The 18,508-nt window shown below is 57.0% G+C and carries 20 protein-coding genes and 1 other RNA gene; 6 read left to right on the forward strand and 15 right to left on the reverse strand.

The genetic code is table 11. From position 1 onward, the window contains the following. Position 1: 1 nt before the first annotated feature. The 3 genes from mraZ to rsmI all read right to left on the reverse strand — a co-directional run bounded on the left by mraZ (position 2) and on the right by rsmI (position 2,082). Positions 2–457 carry a division/cell wall cluster transcriptional repressor MraZ gene (mraZ, locus tag K5D32_RS00090; protein WP_221578653.1) on the reverse strand — a complete coding sequence of 152 codons (456 nt, stop codon included), beginning with the start codon at positions 455–457 and terminating at the stop codon, positions 2–4. Between the two features lie 310 nt (positions 458–767). After that, positions 768–1,126, reverse strand: an RNA gene (rnpB, locus tag K5D32_RS00095) — RNase P RNA component class A. Positions 1,127–1,209: 83 nt separating this feature from the next. Beyond that, entirely contained in the window at positions 1,210–2,082 is an 873-nt protein-coding gene (gene rsmI / locus K5D32_RS00100; protein WP_221578654.1) for a 16S rRNA (cytidine(1402)-2'-O)-methyltransferase, read from the reverse strand. A gap of 277 nt (positions 2,083–2,359) precedes the next feature. Between rsmI and K5D32_RS00105 the strand changes: the two genes are divergently transcribed. The 4 genes from K5D32_RS00105 to K5D32_RS00120 all read left to right on the forward strand — a co-directional run bounded on the left by K5D32_RS00105 (position 2,360) and on the right by K5D32_RS00120 (position 5,874). Then, a complete protein-coding gene (locus tag K5D32_RS00105) occupies positions 2,360–4,174 on the forward strand; it encodes a penicillin-binding protein activator (protein ID WP_221593993.1) in 1,815 nt (604 codons plus the stop codon). Then, on the forward strand, positions 4,174–4,545 hold the full coding sequence (locus K5D32_RS00110) for a YraN family protein (protein ID WP_221578656.1): 372 nt from the start codon (positions 4,174–4,176) through the stop codon (positions 4,543–4,545). The genes K5D32_RS00105 and K5D32_RS00110 overlap by 1 nt, the downstream gene beginning before the upstream one ends. Positions 4,546–4,705: 160 nt before the next feature. Continuing rightward, positions 4,706–5,299 carry a phosphoheptose isomerase gene (locus K5D32_RS00115; RefSeq protein ID WP_025261746.1) on the forward strand — a complete coding sequence of 198 codons (594 nt, stop codon included), beginning with the start codon at positions 4,706–4,708 and terminating at the stop codon, positions 5,297–5,299. After that, positions 5,296–5,874 carry a BON domain-containing protein gene (locus K5D32_RS00120; RefSeq protein ID WP_198724664.1) on the forward strand — a complete coding sequence of 193 codons (579 nt, stop codon included), beginning with the start codon at positions 5,296–5,298 and terminating at the stop codon, positions 5,872–5,874. Before K5D32_RS00115 ends, K5D32_RS00120 begins: the two co-directional genes overlap by 4 nt. Positions 5,875–5,920: 46 nt before the next feature. Here the strand turns inward: K5D32_RS00120 and K5D32_RS00125 are convergent, their stop codons facing one another. The 7 genes from K5D32_RS00125 to rplM all read right to left on the reverse strand — a co-directional run bounded on the left by K5D32_RS00125 (position 5,921) and on the right by rplM (position 10,877). Beyond that, positions 5,921–6,337 carry a ClpXP protease specificity-enhancing factor gene (locus tag K5D32_RS00125; RefSeq protein ID WP_221598970.1) on the reverse strand — a complete coding sequence of 139 codons (417 nt, stop codon included), beginning with the start codon at positions 6,335–6,337 and terminating at the stop codon, positions 5,921–5,923. Between the two features lie 17 nt (positions 6,338–6,354). Further along, positions 6,355–6,972, reverse strand: a complete 618-nt coding sequence (locus K5D32_RS00130) for a glutathione S-transferase N-terminal domain-containing protein (RefSeq protein WP_025261749.1) — start codon at positions 6,970–6,972, stop codon at positions 6,355–6,357. Between the two features lie 230 nt (positions 6,973–7,202). Next, positions 7,203–7,985 carry a cytochrome c1 gene (locus tag K5D32_RS00135; RefSeq protein WP_221598971.1) on the reverse strand — a complete coding sequence of 261 codons (783 nt, stop codon included), beginning with the start codon at positions 7,983–7,985 and terminating at the stop codon, positions 7,203–7,205. Then, on the reverse strand, positions 7,985–9,196 hold the full coding sequence (locus tag K5D32_RS00140) for a cytochrome bc complex cytochrome b subunit (protein WP_221598972.1): 1,212 nt from the start codon (positions 9,194–9,196) through the stop codon (positions 7,985–7,987). The genes K5D32_RS00135 and K5D32_RS00140 overlap by 1 nt, the downstream gene beginning before the upstream one ends. Then, positions 9,196–9,789 (reverse strand): ubiquinol-cytochrome c reductase iron-sulfur subunit, encoded by a 594-nt coding sequence (gene petA / locus K5D32_RS00145; RefSeq protein WP_025261752.1) that lies wholly within the window; start codon positions 9,787–9,789, stop codon positions 9,196–9,198. The genes K5D32_RS00140 and petA overlap by 1 nt, the downstream gene beginning before the upstream one ends. Positions 9,790–10,041: 252 nt before the next feature. Further along, on the reverse strand, positions 10,042–10,434 hold the full coding sequence (gene rpsI, locus K5D32_RS00150; RefSeq protein WP_025261753.1) for a 30S ribosomal protein S9: 393 nt from the start codon (positions 10,432–10,434) through the stop codon (positions 10,042–10,044). 14 nt (positions 10,435–10,448) lie between these two features. After that, a complete protein-coding gene (gene rplM, locus K5D32_RS00155; protein ID WP_025261754.1) occupies positions 10,449–10,877 on the reverse strand; it encodes a 50S ribosomal protein L13 in 429 nt (142 codons plus the stop codon). Positions 10,878–11,339: 462 nt separating this feature from the next. On the opposite strand from rplM, the gene K5D32_RS00160 reads away from it, so the two are divergent. Beyond that, positions 11,340–12,236, forward strand: a complete 897-nt coding sequence (locus K5D32_RS00160; protein ID WP_221578660.1) for a GlxA family transcriptional regulator — start codon at positions 11,340–11,342, stop codon at positions 12,234–12,236. Between the two features lie 100 nt (positions 12,237–12,336). On the opposite strand, the gene zapE is transcribed toward K5D32_RS00160, so the two are convergent. The 3 genes from zapE to K5D32_RS00175 form a co-directional block, all read right to left on the reverse strand. Continuing rightward, positions 12,337–13,431: a cell division protein ZapE gene (gene zapE / locus K5D32_RS00165; RefSeq protein ID WP_221598973.1), complete on the reverse strand. Its 1,095-nt coding sequence runs from the start codon at positions 13,429–13,431 to the stop codon at positions 12,337–12,339. A 63-nt stretch (positions 13,432–13,494) separates the two neighbouring features. After that, entirely contained in the window at positions 13,495–14,841 is a 1,347-nt protein-coding gene (locus tag K5D32_RS00170; RefSeq protein WP_221598974.1) for a tryptophan--tRNA ligase, read from the reverse strand. A gap of 27 nt (positions 14,842–14,868) precedes the next feature. Next, a complete protein-coding gene (locus K5D32_RS00175; protein WP_200995447.1) occupies positions 14,869–15,498 on the reverse strand; it encodes an alpha/beta hydrolase in 630 nt (209 codons plus the stop codon). A 144-nt stretch (positions 15,499–15,642) separates the two neighbouring features. Between K5D32_RS00175 and K5D32_RS00180 the strand changes: the two genes are divergently transcribed. Further along, complete coding sequence (locus K5D32_RS00180) at positions 15,643–16,080, forward strand: YhcB family protein (protein ID WP_117165805.1); 438 nt, start codon at positions 15,643–15,645, stop codon at positions 16,078–16,080. 107 nt (positions 16,081–16,187) lie between these two features. On the opposite strand, the gene cysN is transcribed toward K5D32_RS00180, so the two are convergent. Both cysN and K5D32_RS00190 read right to left on the reverse strand, forming a co-directional pair. Further along, positions 16,188–18,086: a sulfate adenylyltransferase subunit CysN gene (gene cysN, locus K5D32_RS00185; RefSeq protein WP_221593995.1), complete on the reverse strand. Its 1,899-nt coding sequence runs from the start codon at positions 18,084–18,086 to the stop codon at positions 16,188–16,190. Between the two features lie 53 nt (positions 18,087–18,139). Continuing rightward, positions 18,140–18,481 (reverse strand): four helix bundle protein, encoded by a 342-nt coding sequence (locus K5D32_RS00190; RefSeq protein ID WP_221578368.1) that lies wholly within the window; start codon positions 18,479–18,481, stop codon positions 18,140–18,142. Positions 18,482–18,508: the final 27 nt, after the last annotated feature.

Raw genomic sequence — 18,508 nt, forward strand, 5'->3', positions numbered from 1 at the left:
GTCACAGGATCAGGTCACGTAATTCATCAGGCATCGCGCCAGGTTTTTGAATGGCTGCAAGGTCTGCATCGGCAACAGCATTCCAGGCATCCTCGTCCCACAGTTGAAACTTATTAAGCTGTCCAACCAACATCACACGCTTATCCAACTTTGCGTATTCACGAAGACGCGGAGGGACCAGGAAACGCCCACTGCCGTCGAGCTCCAGATCCACTGCGTTACCAATCAAAAGCCTCTGCAACCGGCGGTTTTCTTCGCGAAAGGTAGCCAGCTCACGAAGTTTCGCCTCAATCAGTTCCCACTCGGACAGCGGATAAAGACACAAGCAGGGGTCAACGGCATCAATGGTCACGATAAGTTGCCCGGAGCTACGCGAATCCAACTCGTCACGGTACCGGCTCGGCATGGCGAGACGACCCTTGGCATCGAGATTGATTGCGTTGGCACCACGAAACACAGGCGCACTCTCCGATTTTTAACTTTTCGCGCTAAAAAAACCCACTTCGTGCCACTTTCTGCCACTTGCGCACACTATAGGAATGCGCCCACCACACCGTCAAGGCACGGTCTTAAGGAAACCCCTTACATTTCGGAGATTTAGGAGCGGTATTGGAGGGGGAGAGGTAAATTTTCGCGGGTTTTGACAGGTAAACACGAAGCCGCCCAAATGATTGCGGCTCAAAGTTAAAGTAATTTATTAAGTGTAAGAATTTTTTGGCATTACGGAGAAGAAAAACCGCTGCTTTAACAGCAGTCGAGAGAAGAAGGTGGAGAGTCGATCTGTAAGCCGGGTTCTGTCGAGGACAGTCATTCCTCTACGACGGCCATCACTGGACGTCTTTAGCAACCTACCCGGTTCCAGCGCGGGCCACGCCTAGGAACCCTATTTGGTCTTGCTCCGAGTGGGGTTTACCTTGCCACGAACTGTTGCCAGACGTGCGGTGCGCTCTTACCGCACCTTTTCACCCTTACCGGCACCGAAGTGCTTAGGCGGTTATTTTCTGTGGCACTTTCCGTAGGCTCGCGCCTCCCAGGCGTTACCTGGCACTCCGCCCTATGGAGCCCGGACTTTCCTCCCCCCCTTGACTGCAAAGCAGCAAGAGGCAGCGACTGTCCAATCGACTCTCCGCCGCCAAGGGTATCGGGACGAGGCGTCAAGAACAAGCATTAAAAGCCAGAATGACGCGCATTTGTCGCACGAGACGGAACTTATTGATCCTTCTGTTTGTCCAGTGCGACCTGGTAAAGCAGATTCTTGCGTACCCCGGTGATTTCTGCTGCCAGTGCGGCCGCGCGCTTGAGCGGCATCTCTTCGAGCAACAGATCCAGAACCCGGCGCGCCTCGGCACCTACCACATCTTCATCCTCGGGCGGCGTCCAGCCCGCCACCAGCACCACGCATTCACCACGCTGCTGATTGCTGTCGCCCTCGACAAAGGCACGCAGTTGCGCCAGCGGCAATCCCTTGAGGGTTTCAAACGTCTTGGTCAGTTCCCGCGCCAGCAATGCAGGACGGTCAGGGCCGAACACCTGCTCCATATCCTGAAGGCATTCGAGAATCCGGTGCGGGGCCTCATAGAAGATCAAGGTGCGAGGTTCTTCGCGAAGCACTTCAAGCCGACTCTTGCGACCCACGGCCCTGGCTGGCAGAAAACCTTCAAAGATAAAACGGTCCGAAGGCAAACCGGCTGCCGACAAGGCCGCAATCAGGGCGCAGGCACCCGGCACCGGAACCACCTGAACACCCGCCGCCCGCGCCTGCCGGACAAGGTGATAACCAGGATCGGAAATCAGCGGCGTCCCGGCATCGGAGATCAATGCAACATCGTCACCGGCCAGCAGACGGGTAATGAAACGACTACCCTCGTCACGTTCGTTATGCTCATGGCAGGCAGCAAGAGGCGTGGATATTCCAAAATGCTGCATCAGCCTTGAGGAGTGGCGAGTATCCTCTGCTGCTATCAATGCCACTTCACGCAGCACTTTCAAGGCCCGCACGCTCATGTCGTCCAGATTGCCGATAGGGGTCGCCACTACATAAAGCGAACCCAGGGTGGAATTTGAAACAACCGGAGCAGTCAAAGCGCAGACCTCATTTTTGATGGTTGAAAAAACCGCATTGTACAGGCTACGACCCTGACCCATGGTGCAACACATTCAGGGATGGGCATAAAAAAGGAAGGAAAACCATGATTCTGCCCCGTCGCAAGATGCTGAAACACTCTCGAATCAAGTGTATTGGCCGATAGAGCAGCACGACACGACCAATATCACCGCTTTCGACACCTTCGAAGTCGCACCCCGGCCAGTGCTTGGGTACAATTCCCCGCTAACTTGCTTGAGTATCAGGAACACATCAATGATCGCCTGCCTGCGGCTGTTCTCTGCCCTCTGCCTCGCTGCCCTTCTTGCAGCCTGCGCCAGCTCGCCCTCATCCAGTCTTGGTGAGTTGCCTCGCACACCCGACGCCAGCATCGAGCAATTGCTTGAACAGGCTGCGGCTGCCAAGACGCCGGACCAGGCCGCCCCGTTGCGCCTGAGCGCCGCAGATCTGGCGAATCGCCAGAACAATCCTGGCCGCGCCGCCCAGATTCTGGCCCAGGTCCCTCTGGATCAGTTGAAACCCGGCCTGCAGGTATTCGCCAGCACCCTGGCTGCAGAACTGGCCATGGGCCGCAACCAGCCGAAGGCTGCACTGACCGCACTGGAGCACCCGAGCCTGCAACGTCTGGGCGAACTGTCGGTTGAACAGCAAATCCGCACTCACGCTGTCCGGGCCCGCGCACTCGAAGCCGATGGCCAGACCCTGGCCGCCGCTCGCGAGCGTGTGTTCGCAGGCCCGCTGCTGCAAGGCAACGACGCCAGCGCCAACAACGATGCCATCTGGGCACTGGTTGCCGCACTGCCTGCCGACCAACTGCAAAGCACTGCCACCGACGACATGGGCGGCTGGCTGAGCCTGGCCCGCTCGGTCAAGGGCGCCGGCACGCTGGAGCAGCAACAGGCCGCCATCGACAGCTGGAAAGCACAGAATCCGCAACATCCGGCCGCCTTGAAACTGCCGACCACCCTCGCCCAGCTCCGCGCCCTGACCAGCGAGCCGCTGACCAAGATCGCCCTGCTGCTGCCACAGGATGGTCAACTGGCCTCTGTTGCCAAGGCGCTGCGTGAAGGCTTCATGGCTGCGCACTATCAGGCCCAGCAAGCTGGCCAGAACCCGCCAGCCATCCAGGTTTTCGACAGCTCGCGCGTCACGTCGATGGATGACTTCTATCGTCAGGCCAAGGCTGCCGGTGCGCAACTGGTCGTCGGCCCGCTGGAAAAGAATCTGGTCAAACAGCTGAACAGCCGCCAGCAACTGCCTATCACCACATTAGCCCTGAACTACAGCGACTCCAACACCGAAGGCCCGGCACAACTGTTCCAGTTCGGCCTTGCCGCCGAAGACGAAGCACGGGAAGTGGCACGCCGCGCCTGGGCAGACGGCAAACGCAGCGCCGTCGCCATGGTGCCCAAAGGCGAATGGGGTGATCGCGTACTGGATGCCTTCCGTAAAAGCTGGCAAGCCAAGGGCGGCACTCTGATCGCAGCCGAACATGTCGACCAGCCTGTCGCTCTTGCCCAGCAAGTCGCCGACCTGTTCCAGTTGCGCAACAGCGAAGGCCGCGCCCAGCGCCTGCAAAGCACCGTAGGCACCCAGGTTGCCGCCCAGCCGACACGCCGTCAGGACATCGACTTCATGTTCCTGGCTGCAACTCCACAGCAGGCTCAGCAGATCAAGCCGACCATGGTGTTCCAGTACGCTGGCGACGTTCCGGTCTATGCCACCTCTCACCTGTTCACCAACAGCAACGATCAGGCCCAGTATCTGGACCTGAACGGCGTACGCTTCTGCGAAACCCCATGGCTGCTCAATGCCAACGACCCTCTGCGCCAGCAAGTGACCGCTCAATGGCCACAAGCATCAGGCAGCCTGGGCCGCCTCTATGCCATGGGCATCGACGCCTATCGCCTGGCTCCGCGTCTTGGCCAGCTCAAGACACTGCCTGAAAGCCGCATCGACGGCCTGTCGGGCAGCCTGAGCCTGAGCCCGAGCCGCCGCGTCGAGCGTCAACTGCCTTGGGCAGAGTTCGTCGATGGGAAGGTCCAGCGCCTGCCGGACACCGCTCCTTGATGCCAGGCAACACCCGGCAACAGGCAGGGCGCGAGGCAGAAGCCTGCGCCCTGCTGTATCTACAACAACAAGGCCTGCGCCCGATTACCCAAAACTGGTCATGCAAACGCGGCGAGCTTGATCTAGTCATGCTCGACGGCGATACAGTAGTATTCGTCGAAGTTCGCTACCGACGCCACTCAGGCTGGGGTGGAGCCATGGAAAGCGTCGATTTTCGCAAACAGGAAAAACTGATTACCGCTGCACAACTGTTCCTGCAAAAAGAGTCACAGTGGGCCGATTATCCATGCCGTTTCGACGTGATCGCTATCGATGGAGATCCAGGCAAGGCCGCTCCCCTGACGTGGCTCAAGAGCGCATTCGACAGTTGATGTAGCAAGCGGACAATCGCAAACCTGACGCGCAGCAACACCCTTTACCACCCATTTTGCTATTTGATTTGCGGGCTGCACATTCAGTGTGTGGTGAGCCGCCGGGGATCCCCGCAGCGCACCCGACCAGCCGCCGTACGCTCTCATTAAGGTCACATTGATGGACATGCAATCCCGAATTCGCCGGCTGTTCCAGGCCAGCATTGACACCAAGCAACAGGCGATGGACGTCCTTGCACCCTTTATCGAGCAAGCCAGCCAGGTAATGGTCAACGCCCTGCTCAACGAAGGCAAAATGCTTGCCTGCGGTAACGGCGGCTCTGCCGGCGATGCCCAGCACTTTTCCTCCGAACTGCTCAACCGTTTCGAGCGTGAAAGGCCGAGCCTGCCTGCGATAGCGCTGACCACAGACAGCTCGACGATCACCTCGATCGCCAACGATTACAGCTACAACGAAATCTTTTCCAAACAGATTCGCGCCCTGGGTCAACCGGGCGATGTGCTGCTGGCCATTTCCACCAGCGGCAACTCGGCGAACATTATTCAAGCCATCCAGGCCGCACATGATCGCGAAATGATTGTCGTAGCATTGACGGGACGCGACGGTGGCGGCATGGCATCGCTATTATTGCCGGAAGACGTGGAAATCCGCGTCCCCGCCAATGTCACGGCACGCATACAAGAAGTCCATCTGCTGGCGATCCATTGCCTTTGCGATCTGATCGACAGCCAACTGTTCGGGAGTGAAGAATGACCCCTAATCGCCTCAGCCTACTGGTCCTGACCCTGTGCCTCGGCATCAGCGGATGCAGTTCGGTTCTGACAGCAGCACGCGACAAACCGATCGAGGACGACCGGGGAACCAGGACTTTCGGCAGCAAGATCGATGACTCCCTCATCGAAACCAAAGCCGCAGTGAACATCTCCAAGGCCAGCCCTGATCTGGCCGAAGGCTCGCACATTGTCGTCACCAGCTTCAACGGCATTGTCCTGCTGGCTGGCCAGACGCCTCGCGCAGACCTCAAGGCCCTGGCCGAACAGGCTGCCAGCTCTGTGCAGCGAGTCAAGAAGGTCAACAACGAACTTCAGGTCATGGAGCCATCGTCCCTGCTGGCACGCAATAACGATGCGTGGCTGACGACCAAGATCAAGACCCAGATGCTGGCGGACAACTCGATCCCCGGCTCGCGGATCAAGGTCGTGACCGAAAACGGGATCGTTTTCATGCTCGGCCTGCTCACTCAGGATGAAGCCAATCGCGCTACCAATCTGGTGCAGGGCGTATCCGGCGTGCAGAAAATCGTCAGACTGTTCGAATACATCGACTGATAACCTGGCGGCATTAAAAAAGGCGATCCGAGTGGATCGCCTTTTTTTATTTCACAACTTTCAGACTCGGCCTGCCGCTAGGACGCGGAGGCTCGCTGTCCGGTGGTGGTGGCGCATCCTCTTCCAGCTCGATCTCGTCTTCTTCCTCCATCGGAGGCTCCAGATCGAAGACCATGCCCTGGCCGTTTTCCCGGGCATAAATACCCAGAATTGCGCCAATGGGAACATACAAGGCGTGCGGCACACCGCCGAAGCGGCCTTCAAAACTGACCGCTTCGTTGTCCATGTGCAAATGACGCACAGCACTGGGTGAAACGTTCAGGACAATCTGTCCATCTTTGGCAAAACCCTGAGGGATCTGCACCGACGGGTACTCCGCATTGACCAATATATGTGGTGTGCAATCGTTATCGACGATCCACTCATAGAGAGCACGAATCAGATAAGGGCGACTGGAGTTCATTAACGGCTCCTTAAGCCTTAGCGCATCTCACGTTCGGCTACAGACAGGCTCGCCTGAAATGCCTCGCGCGCAAATTGGCGCTCCATGTAATCAAGCAACGGCTTGGCAGGCCGTGGCAATTCGATACCCAAGACTGGCAAACGCCAGAGTATGGGCAGTAGACAGCAATCGACAAGGCTTTGCTCGTCACTGAGGAAAAAAGGTTTTTCCGCAAACAACGGCGAAACACCGGTCAGACTTTCGCGCAATTCCTTGCGCGCTTGTACGCGGGCAGACTCTTTGCTGCGCGAATCCAGAATAAGATCCACCAGTCCACACCAGTCGCGCTGAATCCGATGAATCAGCAGGCGACTATTTGCACGCGCCACAGGGTAAACCGGCAGCAAGGGCGGATGCGGGTAACGCTCATCAAGATATTCCATCACCACCGTAGACTCGTACAACGCCAGGTCACGATCAACCAGGGTTGGCACGCTGCCATACGGATTCACTTCGATGAGCTGGGGCGGATGACGACCCGCAACCACATCAATGATCTCGGCGCTGACACCCTTCTCAGCGAGCACGATGCGCACGCGATGGGAATAGTGGTCGGCGGGGTCGGAGTAACAGGCCAACCGATTGGTCACGCCCATGGCGATCCTCCTCGCTTGTTAAATTTATAAGGCAGACAAACGAACGCGCCCCAGTGGGGCCCCCGATTATGACCGCGCAAAGACAGGTCGTCGTCGCGGGCGACAAGATAGCTCATTTACGCGAAGTAAATTCTGCAATCTTTCGCCGCTACTATACCCGCCTCGCAATCACTATCCGAATGGAGACTCCACTGGAGCGCTTGTGTCAGTGCGAAGCTACAACTGCTCGATCAATGAACATCTTTCCAGTATTCGCGCTTGAGCAGATACGCGAAGACAAAGAAGAAGGCCAGATAAAGCAGCACATAAGTGCCTATACGCTGATGCTGCAGTTTAACCGGATTGGCTGAATAGGCCAGAAAGGTCACCAGATTCTTGATCTTCTCGTCGAACTGCTCTGCAGTCAGGCTGCCGGTTTTCGGCACGATGGTCAGTTGATCGCAAGCCTCGTGAGTCAGCGGCGTACCGGTAAGAGGGTCATATTGCTTCTTGCCCTCTTCGACCACCTGGATCTGCTTGCAACCCACCACCTGCCGCCCCTGAAGGCTGGCCAGCACGTTGGGCATGCCGACGTTGGGGAACACTCGGTTATTCACACCCAATGGACGAGCCGGGTCCTCGTAGAACGAGCGCAGATAGCCATAGAGCCAGTCCGTGCCACGCACACGCGCCACCAGCGTCAGGTCAGGCGGCGCAGCACCGAACCAGGTCTTGGCATCGTTCGACTGCATGCCGGTGTTCATGTGGTCACCGATCTTGGCACCGGTAAACACCAGCTTTTCCAGCATCAGTTCATGGGGAATTCCCAGATCATCGGCCACACGCTCGTAGCGCTGGTATTTGGCGCTGTGACAGCCCATGCAGTAGTTGACGAACGTCCGTGCGCCATCCTGCATCGCAGCCTTGTCGGAGACATCGATATCGATCTTTTCCAGTTCCGGACCGCCATGTTCAGCGGCGAATGAAAAGACAGGCAGAATCGCGAGAATCAATACAGCCAATAGCTTTTTCATCAGCCAGTCACCCTTTCTGGAACCGGTTTGGTCTTCTCTAGCCGGGTATAGAACGGCATCAGAATGAAGTAGGCGAAGTACAGAAAGGTGCAGATCTGCGACAGCAGCGTGCGCTCGGGAGTCGGCGACAGAACGCCCAGCACACCGAGGATCACGAAAGAGACACAGAACAACAGCAGCCAGACCTTGCTCATCCACCCCTTGTATCGCATGGACTTGACCGGGCTTCGGTCCAGCCAAGGCAGCACGAACAGCACCGCAATGGCCGCCCCCATGGCGATAACCCCCATGAGCTTGTCCGGAATCGCCCGCAAGATCGCGTAGAACGGCGTGAAGTACCAGACAGGCGCAATGTGCTCCGGCGTCTTGAAAGCATTGGCCGCTTCGAAGTTGGGTTTTTCGAGGAAGTAGCCACCCATTTCAGGGAAGAAGAACACGATGGAGCAAAAGACGAAGAGGAATACCACTACGCCGACAATGTCTTTCACGGTGTAGTAAGGATGGAAAGGAATGCCGTCCAGAGGGATACCGTTCTCGTCCTTGAGCTTTTTGATATCCACACCATCCGGGTTGTTGGAGCCCACTTCATGCAACGCCAGAATGTGTAACACCACGAGGCCCAGCACCACGATCGGCAGAGCCACCACGTGTAAAGCAAAGAAACGGTTCAAGGTGATACCGGAAATCAGGTAATCGCCACGAATCCACTGGGTCAGGTCGTCACCAATGATCGGAATGGCACCGAACAGCGAAATGATCACCTGGGCACCCCAGTACGACATTTGCCCCCAGGGCAGCAGGTAGCCCATGAAAGCCTCAGCCATCAGCGCCAGGTAAATCAGCATGCCGAACACCCAGACCAGTTCACGCGGCTTTTGATACGAGCCGTAGAGCAAGCCACGGAACATATGCAGGTAGACCACGATGAAAAAGGCGGAGGCGCCAGTGGAGTGCAGCAGACGCAGAATCGCGCCGTACTCGACGTCACGCATGATGTATTCGACGGAAGCGAACGCCTCTTCAGCCGAAGGCGTATAGCTCATGGTCAGCCAGACTCCGGTGAGGATCTGATTGACCAGAACCAGCAGCGCCAGGGAACCGAAAAAGTAGAAGAAGTTGAAGTTCTTTGGAGCGTAATACTTGCTGAGATGGTCTTCCCACATCTTGGTCGCGGGGAAGCGGGCATCGACCCAATCCATGAACTTGCTCATCACGCACCCTCCTTATCGACGCCAATGACAATGACACTGTCCGACTCATAGGAATGTGGGGGTACTGGCAGATTCAATGGCGCGGGTTGAGACTTGTAGACCCGACCGGCCAGATCGTAATGAGAGCCGTGACAAGGACAGAAATAGCCCCCCACCCAATCCTTGCCAAGATCGACAGGAGCCACTTCAGGACGGAAGGTCGGCGAACACCCCAGGTGCGTACAAAGGCCGACCAGAAGCAGGATTTCCGGCTTGATAGAACGAACCACGGGGTCAACATAGGAAGGCTGAACAGAAGCCTTGGACTCGGGATCGGATAACTGGCCGGTGATCTTGCCGAGGTTATCCAGGATCTCTTTGGTGCGACGAACAATGAATACCGGTTGACCGCGCCACTCAGCAATCATCTGCTGTCCTGCTTCAATCTTGCTGATATTCACCTTGACCGGTGCCCCTGCGGCTTTCGCCTTGGCACTGGGGAACCATGACCCCACGAACGGGACCGCAGCCCCCACCGCTCCTGCTGCACCAACCACGGATGTGGCTGCCACGAGGAAGCGACGCCGGCCTGCATTCACGCCGTCATTGCTCATTCCGTCCTCTCCCATCAGCTATGTGGCCTGTTTGATCAGGCGTCTACTTAAACTCAATCTAGCTGCTTATAGATTTGGCCGGATGGTAAATAAAAACCCTTCATTTAACAAGGTAATAAGACCGTACAAAAAGTAGGAAAGCTTGTAAATCAAGGCTTACAGCCGTGTGTCACGTTGTCACACATAAACAACAGGCATAAAAAAACGCCCAGCTCCGAAGAGGCTGGGCGTTCTTTTTGAACGAAGTGCGAATTAACGCTTCGAGTACTGCGGACGCTTACGCGCTTTACGCAGACCGACTTTCTTACGTTCAACTTCACGAGCGTCACGAGTAACGTAACCGGCTTTACGCAGGGCGCTACGCAGAGTTTCGTCGTATTGCATCAGAGCGCGAGTGATACCGTGGCGGATTGCGCCAGCTTGACCACTTACACCACCACCGATAACGGTGACGTAGATGTCGAACTTCTCAACAGTTTCGGTCAGTTCCAGCGGCTGACGAACTACCATGCGGGCAGTTTCGCGGCCGAAGAACACGTCCAGAGAACGGTTGTTGATCGAGATGTTACCAGTGCCCGGACGCAGGAAAACGCGTGCGGTTGCGGTCTTGCGACGGCCAGTGCCGTAATTTTGAGTCGCCGACATAATGAACTATTCCGTTAAAACTTCAGTTCTTGGGGCTGCTGAGCAGTATGAGGGTGTACAGCGCCCGCATAGACTTTCAGCTTACGATACATGTCGCGACCCAGCGGGTTCTTAGGCAGCATGCCTTTGACCGCGGTCTCGATCACGCGCTCAGGAGCTTTATCGATCAGCTTTTCGAAGTTGATCGATTTGATCCCGCCCGGAAAACCGGAGTGAGAGTAGTAAATCTTGTCGGAAGCTTTAGCACCGGTAACGCGGATTTGCTCAGCGTTGATAACGACGATGTAATCACCGGTATCGACGTGCGGAGTGTATTCCGGTTTGTGCTTGCCACGCAGACGGCTCGCGATTTCGGTGGCCAGACGACCCAGGGTCTGACCAGCAGCGTCGACGACGAACCAGTCGCGCTTAACTGTTTCCGGTTTAGCAGTAAAAGTTTTCATTCTTTATAGCCTCAGGGGCCGCCTGAAAATGAGACGGCGGATCTTACTGAATAGTGCGTACTTTGACAAGTCAAAGGCAGCCGGAAACAGACGCTATCGGGGGCTCGGGTCAGCGCGTCCGTTATACGGCAAGATTCTTCGGCAGACGGCGCATCACTTCCACTGCAAAGAGCTGGCGGATTATACAGGCTGAAAAAATAACCTCAACCCTGATTTTCAGCTCACGGCCTGTTTATTGCCCTGACAGACAAATCATCAGGCTCTCGACCGGTAAGGCACGGTTATGGAGGCTAGACACACTCGCGAAAAAATAAGACGATTCAGCCGTTGTTTGACCACTATTCCATATAAGAACAAAAGATCATGCCGATTCAACACACCGCCCCGCTACGGCGCGTAAGCATTCTTGCCACTGACAAGGTGTTCGCTTCAACCCTGATGCAAGCCAAGGATTTTTTCCATCTGGCCAGCCTGCGGTACAGCAAGCAACTGGGCCACGGCCTCATACCCGCGTTTGAAATCCGCCTGGTAAGCCCGGACGGACTGCCCGTCGACAGCTTCAGCGACGTCACCCTGCCGGTAGACGGCCCTCTGTGCGAAAGCGACATCATCGTCATCCCGGCCTTCTGGGACGACTTCGACAGCCAGTTGCAGCAATATCCGCAAATCCTGCCATGGCTGCGCGAACAGCACGCCAGCGGCGCCGTCCTGTGCGGCGAAGCCACCGGTGTTTTCTGGCTGGCCGAAGCCGGCCTGCTGGACGGCAAGGAAGCCACGACCTACTGGCGCTTCTTCAATACGTTCAGCGAAAGGTTTCCCAAGGTCCTGCTCAATCAGGAAAAGCACCTGACAGACGCCGACAACCTGTATTGCGCAGGCGGCACCACGTCAGCATGTGATCTCTACATTTATCTGATCGAACGCTTCTGCGGCTCGAACGTCGCCCAGGCAGTAGCCCGCGACATCCTCTATGAGGTGCGGCGCAGTTACTCACCAGGAAGGATAGGTTTTGGCGGTCAGAAGCTGCATCAGGACGTGATCATCCTGCAGATCCAGCACTGGCTTGAAGAGCACTTTGCGGACAAATTCCGCTTCGAAGACGTCGCCCGCAACCACGGCATGAGCATCCGCAACTTCATGCGCCGCTTCCAGGCAGCTACCGGCGACAAGCCACTGCATTACCTGCAACGCCTGCGCATCGAAACCGCCAAGGGCCTGTTATCGGGAACGCGCAAAAGCATCAAGACCATCAGCTACGAAATTGGCTACGACGATGCGAGCTTCTTCGCCCGCCTCTTCCGCCAACACACCGAACTATCGCCTAATCAATACAGGCAGCAGTTTCAGCAGGCCGCCTGAGGGCGGCATGCTGAAAAGCTGCAAGTTATAAGCTGCAAGCAAAAGCAGAACGCAATCCGCCTTTACTTGCAGCTTACCGCTTGAAGCTTACAGCTCTCTTCTAAGGCTTATGCGCCCGCGACAGAAACTCGTGGGATTGCATTTCCAGCAAGCGGCTCAGGGTACGCGCGAATTCGAACGTCAGACGACCGCCCGTGTACAGGTCCTTCAGCTCAACCTCGGCCGAGATGATCAGCTTGACGTTGCGGTCGTAGAATTCGTCGACCATGTTGATGAAGCGGCGAGCGATATCGTCGGTGGTGACGCTCATCTGCTCGACGCCGCTCAGCAACACAGCGTGGAAGATCTTGCCCAACTCGATGTAGTCGTTCTGGCTGCGAGGCCCGTCGCACAGTTCGCGGAAATCGAACCACGCTACGTCATCACAAGTGCGCAAGGCGCGAATCTCGCGATTCTCGATGATCAGCACATCATTCTCGATGGTCTGCGCACACTCGGGCGTCAGCGCCTTGAAGCTTTTGCGCAGGCTTTCCTCGGCGACGTCATTGAGCGGGAAGTGGAACAGTTCGGCCTGCTCCAGATGGCGCAGGCGATAGTCGACGCCGCTGTCGACGTTGACGATATCGGTGTTCTGCTTGATCAAGGCAATGGCTGGCAGGAAGCGGGCGCGCTGCAGGCCGTCCTTGTACAGGCCATCTGGCACGATGTTGGACGTCGCGACCAGGGTCACGCCATTCTTGAACAGCTCTTCCATCAAGGTGCCAAGGATCATGGCATCAGTAATGTCGGAGACGAAGAATTCGTCGAAGCAAATCACCCGCGCCTCATCGGAAAAGCGCTTGGCGATGAGAACAAGCGGGTTTTTCTCGCCCTTGAGGGTTCTCATTTCTTCGTGCACACGCTTCATGAAGCGGTGGAAGTGAGTCCGCACCTTCTGCTCGAACGGCAGGGCGTCGAAGAACGTATCGACCAGATAGGTCTTGCCCCGGCCTACGCCGCCCCAGAAGTACAACCCCTTGACCAGGGTCGGTTCTTTCTTGCCGAACAGCTTGCCGAACATGCCCGGTTTGCTGTTGTTCGCAGCAACCAGATCCTCGTACAGACGCTGCAAGTGACGCACAGCGTTTTCCTGCGCGGCATCGTGGAAGAAGTCAGGGCGTTTCAGATCTGCTTGATATCGTTCTAGAGGCGTCATATTCGCTAACAAGGCAACAAAAAAGCGGGCCGACACTGTAGCGACGGCCCGGGGGAATGGCAATCAATCCTGCAAGGCTTTGAGCTCAGCCAGCAAGCGCTCTATACCGGCCTGTACCGCCTGGGCACTTTCAAACTGAGGGCTTTCAGCCTTGGCATTGCCAAAAGCCACCTCAAAGTGGAGATCGCCGGCAATGATGATTGGCTCGCTTGGCCCAAGCAGACTTTTACTGGCAGCACCTGCCGTCTTGCCATCAGCGAACTTGTCCGACAGCAGCAACTGCTCACCATCGGCAGCCAGCAGGCGGAAACGGAAACTGCCGTCGTCCTCACGGAAACTCACAACCCGTGCGCCCTTGGCGGCTTTTTTCTTGCCGGTTTCGACATTCTGCGCAACCGTGCGGAAAGAGCGCAGGCCAACCGCTTCACGCAGCTCTTCGAGGAACGGCGTCGCGGCACGACGGGCTTTCTGGGCACCGGCGAGCAGGATGTCTTCCAGGTCGGCAGGCCGCTCGATCAGGCTCAGGTACTTCTCGCGGGCTTCGCTCAGTTCGCCATCCAGCAGCTTGAACAGACGACTCTTGGCCTCTCCCCAACCCAGACCCTGCAGCAACTCGGAACGGAACTCGGCCGATTGCTCGGCACTGGAGAACGCCTGATAGAGCGTGAACAGGTGAGAGTTGTCCGGGTCCTTGGCTTCGCCGGGAGCACGGGAGTCGGTGACGATGCGCGAGATAGCGTCCTTCATGTCCTTGGCGCTGCTGAACAACGGAATGGTGTTGTCGTAGCTCTTGGACATCTTGCGCCCGTCCAGACCGGGCAGCGTCGCAACGCTTTCCTCGATCAGGGCTTCAGGCATGACGAAGAATTCCTTACCCTTGCCAAACAGGTGGTTGAAGCGCTGACCGATATCGCGAGCCATCTCGACGTGCTGGATCTGGTCACGGCCGACCGGCACTTTATGGGCGTTGAACATCAGAATGTCGGCCGCCATCAGCACCGGATAACTGAACAGGCCCATGGTGATGCCGGCATCCGGGTCTTCACCCGCCTCGACGTTCTTGTCCACGGAAGCCTTGTAGGCATGAGCCCGGTTGAGCAGGCCCTTGCCCGCCACACAGGTCAGCAACCAGGTCAGCTCCGGGATCTCGGGGATATCGGACTGGCGGTAGAAGGTCACACGATCGACATCCAGACCGGCAGCCAGCCAGGTCGCGGCGATTTCCAGACGCGAGCGCTGAATGCGCTGCGGGTCGTCGCACTTGATCAAGGCGTGGTAATCCGCCAGGAAGTAGAACGAATCGGCATCCTTCTGGCGACTGGCGACGATGGCCGGGCGAATCGCGCCCGCATAATTGCCCAGATGGGGAGTGCCGGTGGTGGTGATACCGGTCAGGATACGAGTAGTCATGGCAGGTCGCTTATTCTATGGCTGCAATCAATTCGAGAGACGCGGCAGGACCAGATCTTTCAGATCGGTCAGCTTGCCGTGAAAAAAGTGTCCGCATTCTGCCACTTTCAGCAGCTCATGGGGGCGTTGCAGAAGCGCAGACCATGCATAGACCATTTCAGGGTCCACGACTTCGTCGGTTTCCGGCTGAATGACGGTCAGCGGGCAGTTCTGCGGCAAGACGCTTTGATCTTTCAGACGCGATGCGGCAGCGGCCACCAGAAACAGATGCTTCAGTTGCTCTCCCTGCGCTTCAAGACGCCCGCCGAGTGTCGCCGCCACGTAACCGCCAAAGGAAAAGCCCAGCAGCGTGATGGGCAGATCCGGCTGTTGTTCACGCAGCCACTGCGCTACGGCAACCGCATCCTCCACTTCTTCAGGCCCGGCAACCGAAGTGCCAGCGCTGGCACCGACGCCACGATAATTGAAACGTAACGTAACCAGACCGGCATCGCGCGCAGTACGCTGCAGCGTCGAAACCACTTTATTAAGCATCGTCCCGCCCTGGATCGGGTTAGGATGACAAATCAGCGCCAAGCCCACGGCACCGGGCAGATCCTGATAAAGCGCCTCAAGCTGACCTTCGGGGCCATCAATGAATACGGGGGTTTCACGCATGGACAAAATAAACTCCGTGACCTCGAAATGGATCGACTCGTCTAGCTGATTGTCTGTGGCTGACATATAAGCGACGCGTCGCGGGTATACAGCGCAGGTTAGAGCCGTTAACGTAAAGCAAAGCCGTTTATAGAGGAAGGACTCGTGGAACACTCGCTCTTAGTTTGGTTGTTGCCGACTCTTGCCCTGGTTGCCGGTGTCGTCATTGGTTTCCTGGTCGCACGTCTGCTGCCCAATACCGTTCCGAATAACACCCAGCGCCAGCTGGACAGCATTCAGGAGCGCTTCGATACCTATCAGAACGAGGTGGTCACTCACTTCAACAGCACGGCTACCCTGGTACAGAAACTCTCGCAAAGCTATCAGGAAGTTCAGGAGCATCTCGCCGAGGGCGCCAACCGTCTGGCCCTTGACGAACTGACCCGCCAACGCTTGCTGGCGGCCTTGCACCCGGAGGCCAACCAGGCACCTCGCGACCGTCTTACACCGCCACGTGACAGCGAAGCACCAAAGGACTACGCGCCCAAGGCACCCAACACGCCGGGCATGCTGGATGAGCATTACGGCCTGAAAAAGCCGTAAGCGACCGATAAACAAAAAGCCCGCCATTCAGATCGAATGGCGGGCTTTTTTGTTGAGGCCCTTTTCGTGAATGAATTCGCTCACAAGCGAATTCATTCACGAAGAACTTAGATCGCGCCGCGGGTGCGCAACAAGTCCAGTACCAGCTTGACGCCCTCTTCCACGCTCAACGACTGGGTATCGATCACCAGATCGGCATCCAGCGGTACGTCGTACGGGAAGGACTCACCTGGAATGTTGTCGCCTTCGGCGGCATACAGGCCTTGCGGATCACGTTCACGGCAAACGGTTGGCGAAGCCTGGACGTAGACGGTCAGCAGACGCTCCTTGCCAACCAGCGCCTTGGCGCGCTCGCGGCCTTCGGCATCCGGCGCAACGAAGGCGGCCAGGGTCAGCAAGCCGGCTTCGTTGAACTGACGAGCCACGTGAGCAGCACGACTCCAGTTCTCGGTACGACCGGCACGGTCCTGTGGCAGGCCTTTGTTCAGGTCGTGACGCAGGTTCTGGCCATCGAGGACATAAACCGCACGCCCCATGTCGAACAGCTTGCGCTCGACCGCATAGGCCAGTGTGCTTTTGCCTGCGCCCGACAAGCCGCTGAACAGCACGGTAGCCGGTTGCTGGCCGAAACGCTGGGCACGCTCCTGAGTCGATACGTGAGCCAGTTCGCCATGATGATTCGCGCCGCCAGCACTGACCGGCTTGGCGATAATCATGCCCGCCGCAACGGTGCCGTTGGTCAGGCGATCAATAACGATGAATGCACCGGTGGTGCGGTTGCTTTCGTAACCGTCCAGCGCGATAGGCGCATCGAGGCTGATCTTGACCCGACCAATCTCGTTCAATTGCAAGGCACTGGCAGGATCTTCGACCAGCGTATTCACATCGACGCGATGCGTGATGCTGGCAATCGAACCCGGCACGTAGCTGGTAGCGCGCTTGATGTCGTATTTCTTGCCCGGCAGCATCGGCTCTTCAGCCATCCACACCAGCATGGCATCGAACGCATCGCTGACTTGCGGAACGTTGTCGGCATGCACCAGCAGGTCGCCACGGGAGATATCGATTTCGTCTTCCATGGTCAGAGTGATGGCCTGGCCCGGACCGGCCTGTTCCAGCTCACCTTCGAAGGTGACGATGGACTTGACGCGGCTGCTCTTGCCCGATGGCAGCACGACGATCTCGTCGCCCTTGTGCACGATGCCACTGGCCAGAGTACCGGCGAACCCACGGAAGTTCAGGTTCGGACGGTTGACGTACTGCACCGGGAAACGCAGGTCCGAGTAGTTGCGGTCGTTGGAAATTTCGACGGTTTCGAGAATTTCCATCAGCGACTGACCGGTGTACCAAGGCGAACGCTCGCTCTTGTTCACTACGTTATCGCCCTTGAGCGCCGACATCGGCACGAACGCCATGGTGGTCGGCTTGAAGGCCAGACCTTCCGCAAACTTCAGGTAATCGGCCTTGATCGACTCGAAAACGCCCTCATCAAAGCCCTTGAGGTCCATCTTGTTGATGGCCACGACAATGTGCTTGATACCCAGCAGCGAGGCGATGTAGCTGTGACGACGGGTCTGGGTCTGCACCCCATAACGGGCGTCGACCAGAATGATCGCCAGATCGCAGGTCGATGCACCGGTCGCCATGTTGCGGGTGTACTGCTCGTGGCCCGGCGTATCGGCAATGATGAACTTGCGCTTGGCGGTCGAGAAATAGCGATAAGCGACATCAATGGTGATGCCCTGCTCCCGCTCGGCCTGCAGGCCATCCACCAACAGCGCCAGATCCACGTCATCGCCAGTGGTGCCGGACTTCTTCGAGTCGCGGGTAATGGCTTCCAGGTGATCTTCATAGATCATCTTGGAGTCATGCAGCAGACGCCCGATCAGCGTGCTCTTGCCGTCATCGACGTTGCCACAGGTAAGAAAGCGCAGCATTTCCTTGCGTTCGTGCTGGCCCAGATAGGCGAGGATGTCCTCGCTGATCAATTCGGATTGATGGCTCATAGGGTTTAAGCTCCAAGCTGTAAGCTTCAAGCGGCAAGCTTGTCGGCGTACAACTAGTCAGAAATTTTGTTGATCAACCCGCTTAGCATTCTTGAAAGCTCACGAGTCTCAGTAATCCAGTCATTCGACAAAGACCTGGGCAGGTACCCTATCTCTTCTCCAATGATGATTTGCGTACGCAACTCAGCACAGGAGGCCTTGGCAATCCATAGAAACCGTGCCTTTTCCTTGGCCGTTCCACGCTCCATACCTTCAGCGATATTCGATGGTACAGAGAGCGCCGATCGTGTGATCTGGTCCTTGAAACCAAAATCCCTGCACGTATGAAACCCTCTGTACACCGCAACTGCCAGATTCTTGCTTCTTTGCCAAACAACCAGCTTCTCAAAATCCATTGCGAGCACTCAAATACGCCCACAAAG

The sequence above is a fragment of the Pseudomonas cichorii genome (assembly GCF_019719005.1).
Taxonomy (GTDB): domain Bacteria; phylum Pseudomonadota; class Gammaproteobacteria; order Pseudomonadales; family Pseudomonadaceae; genus Aquipseudomonas; species Aquipseudomonas cichorii_E.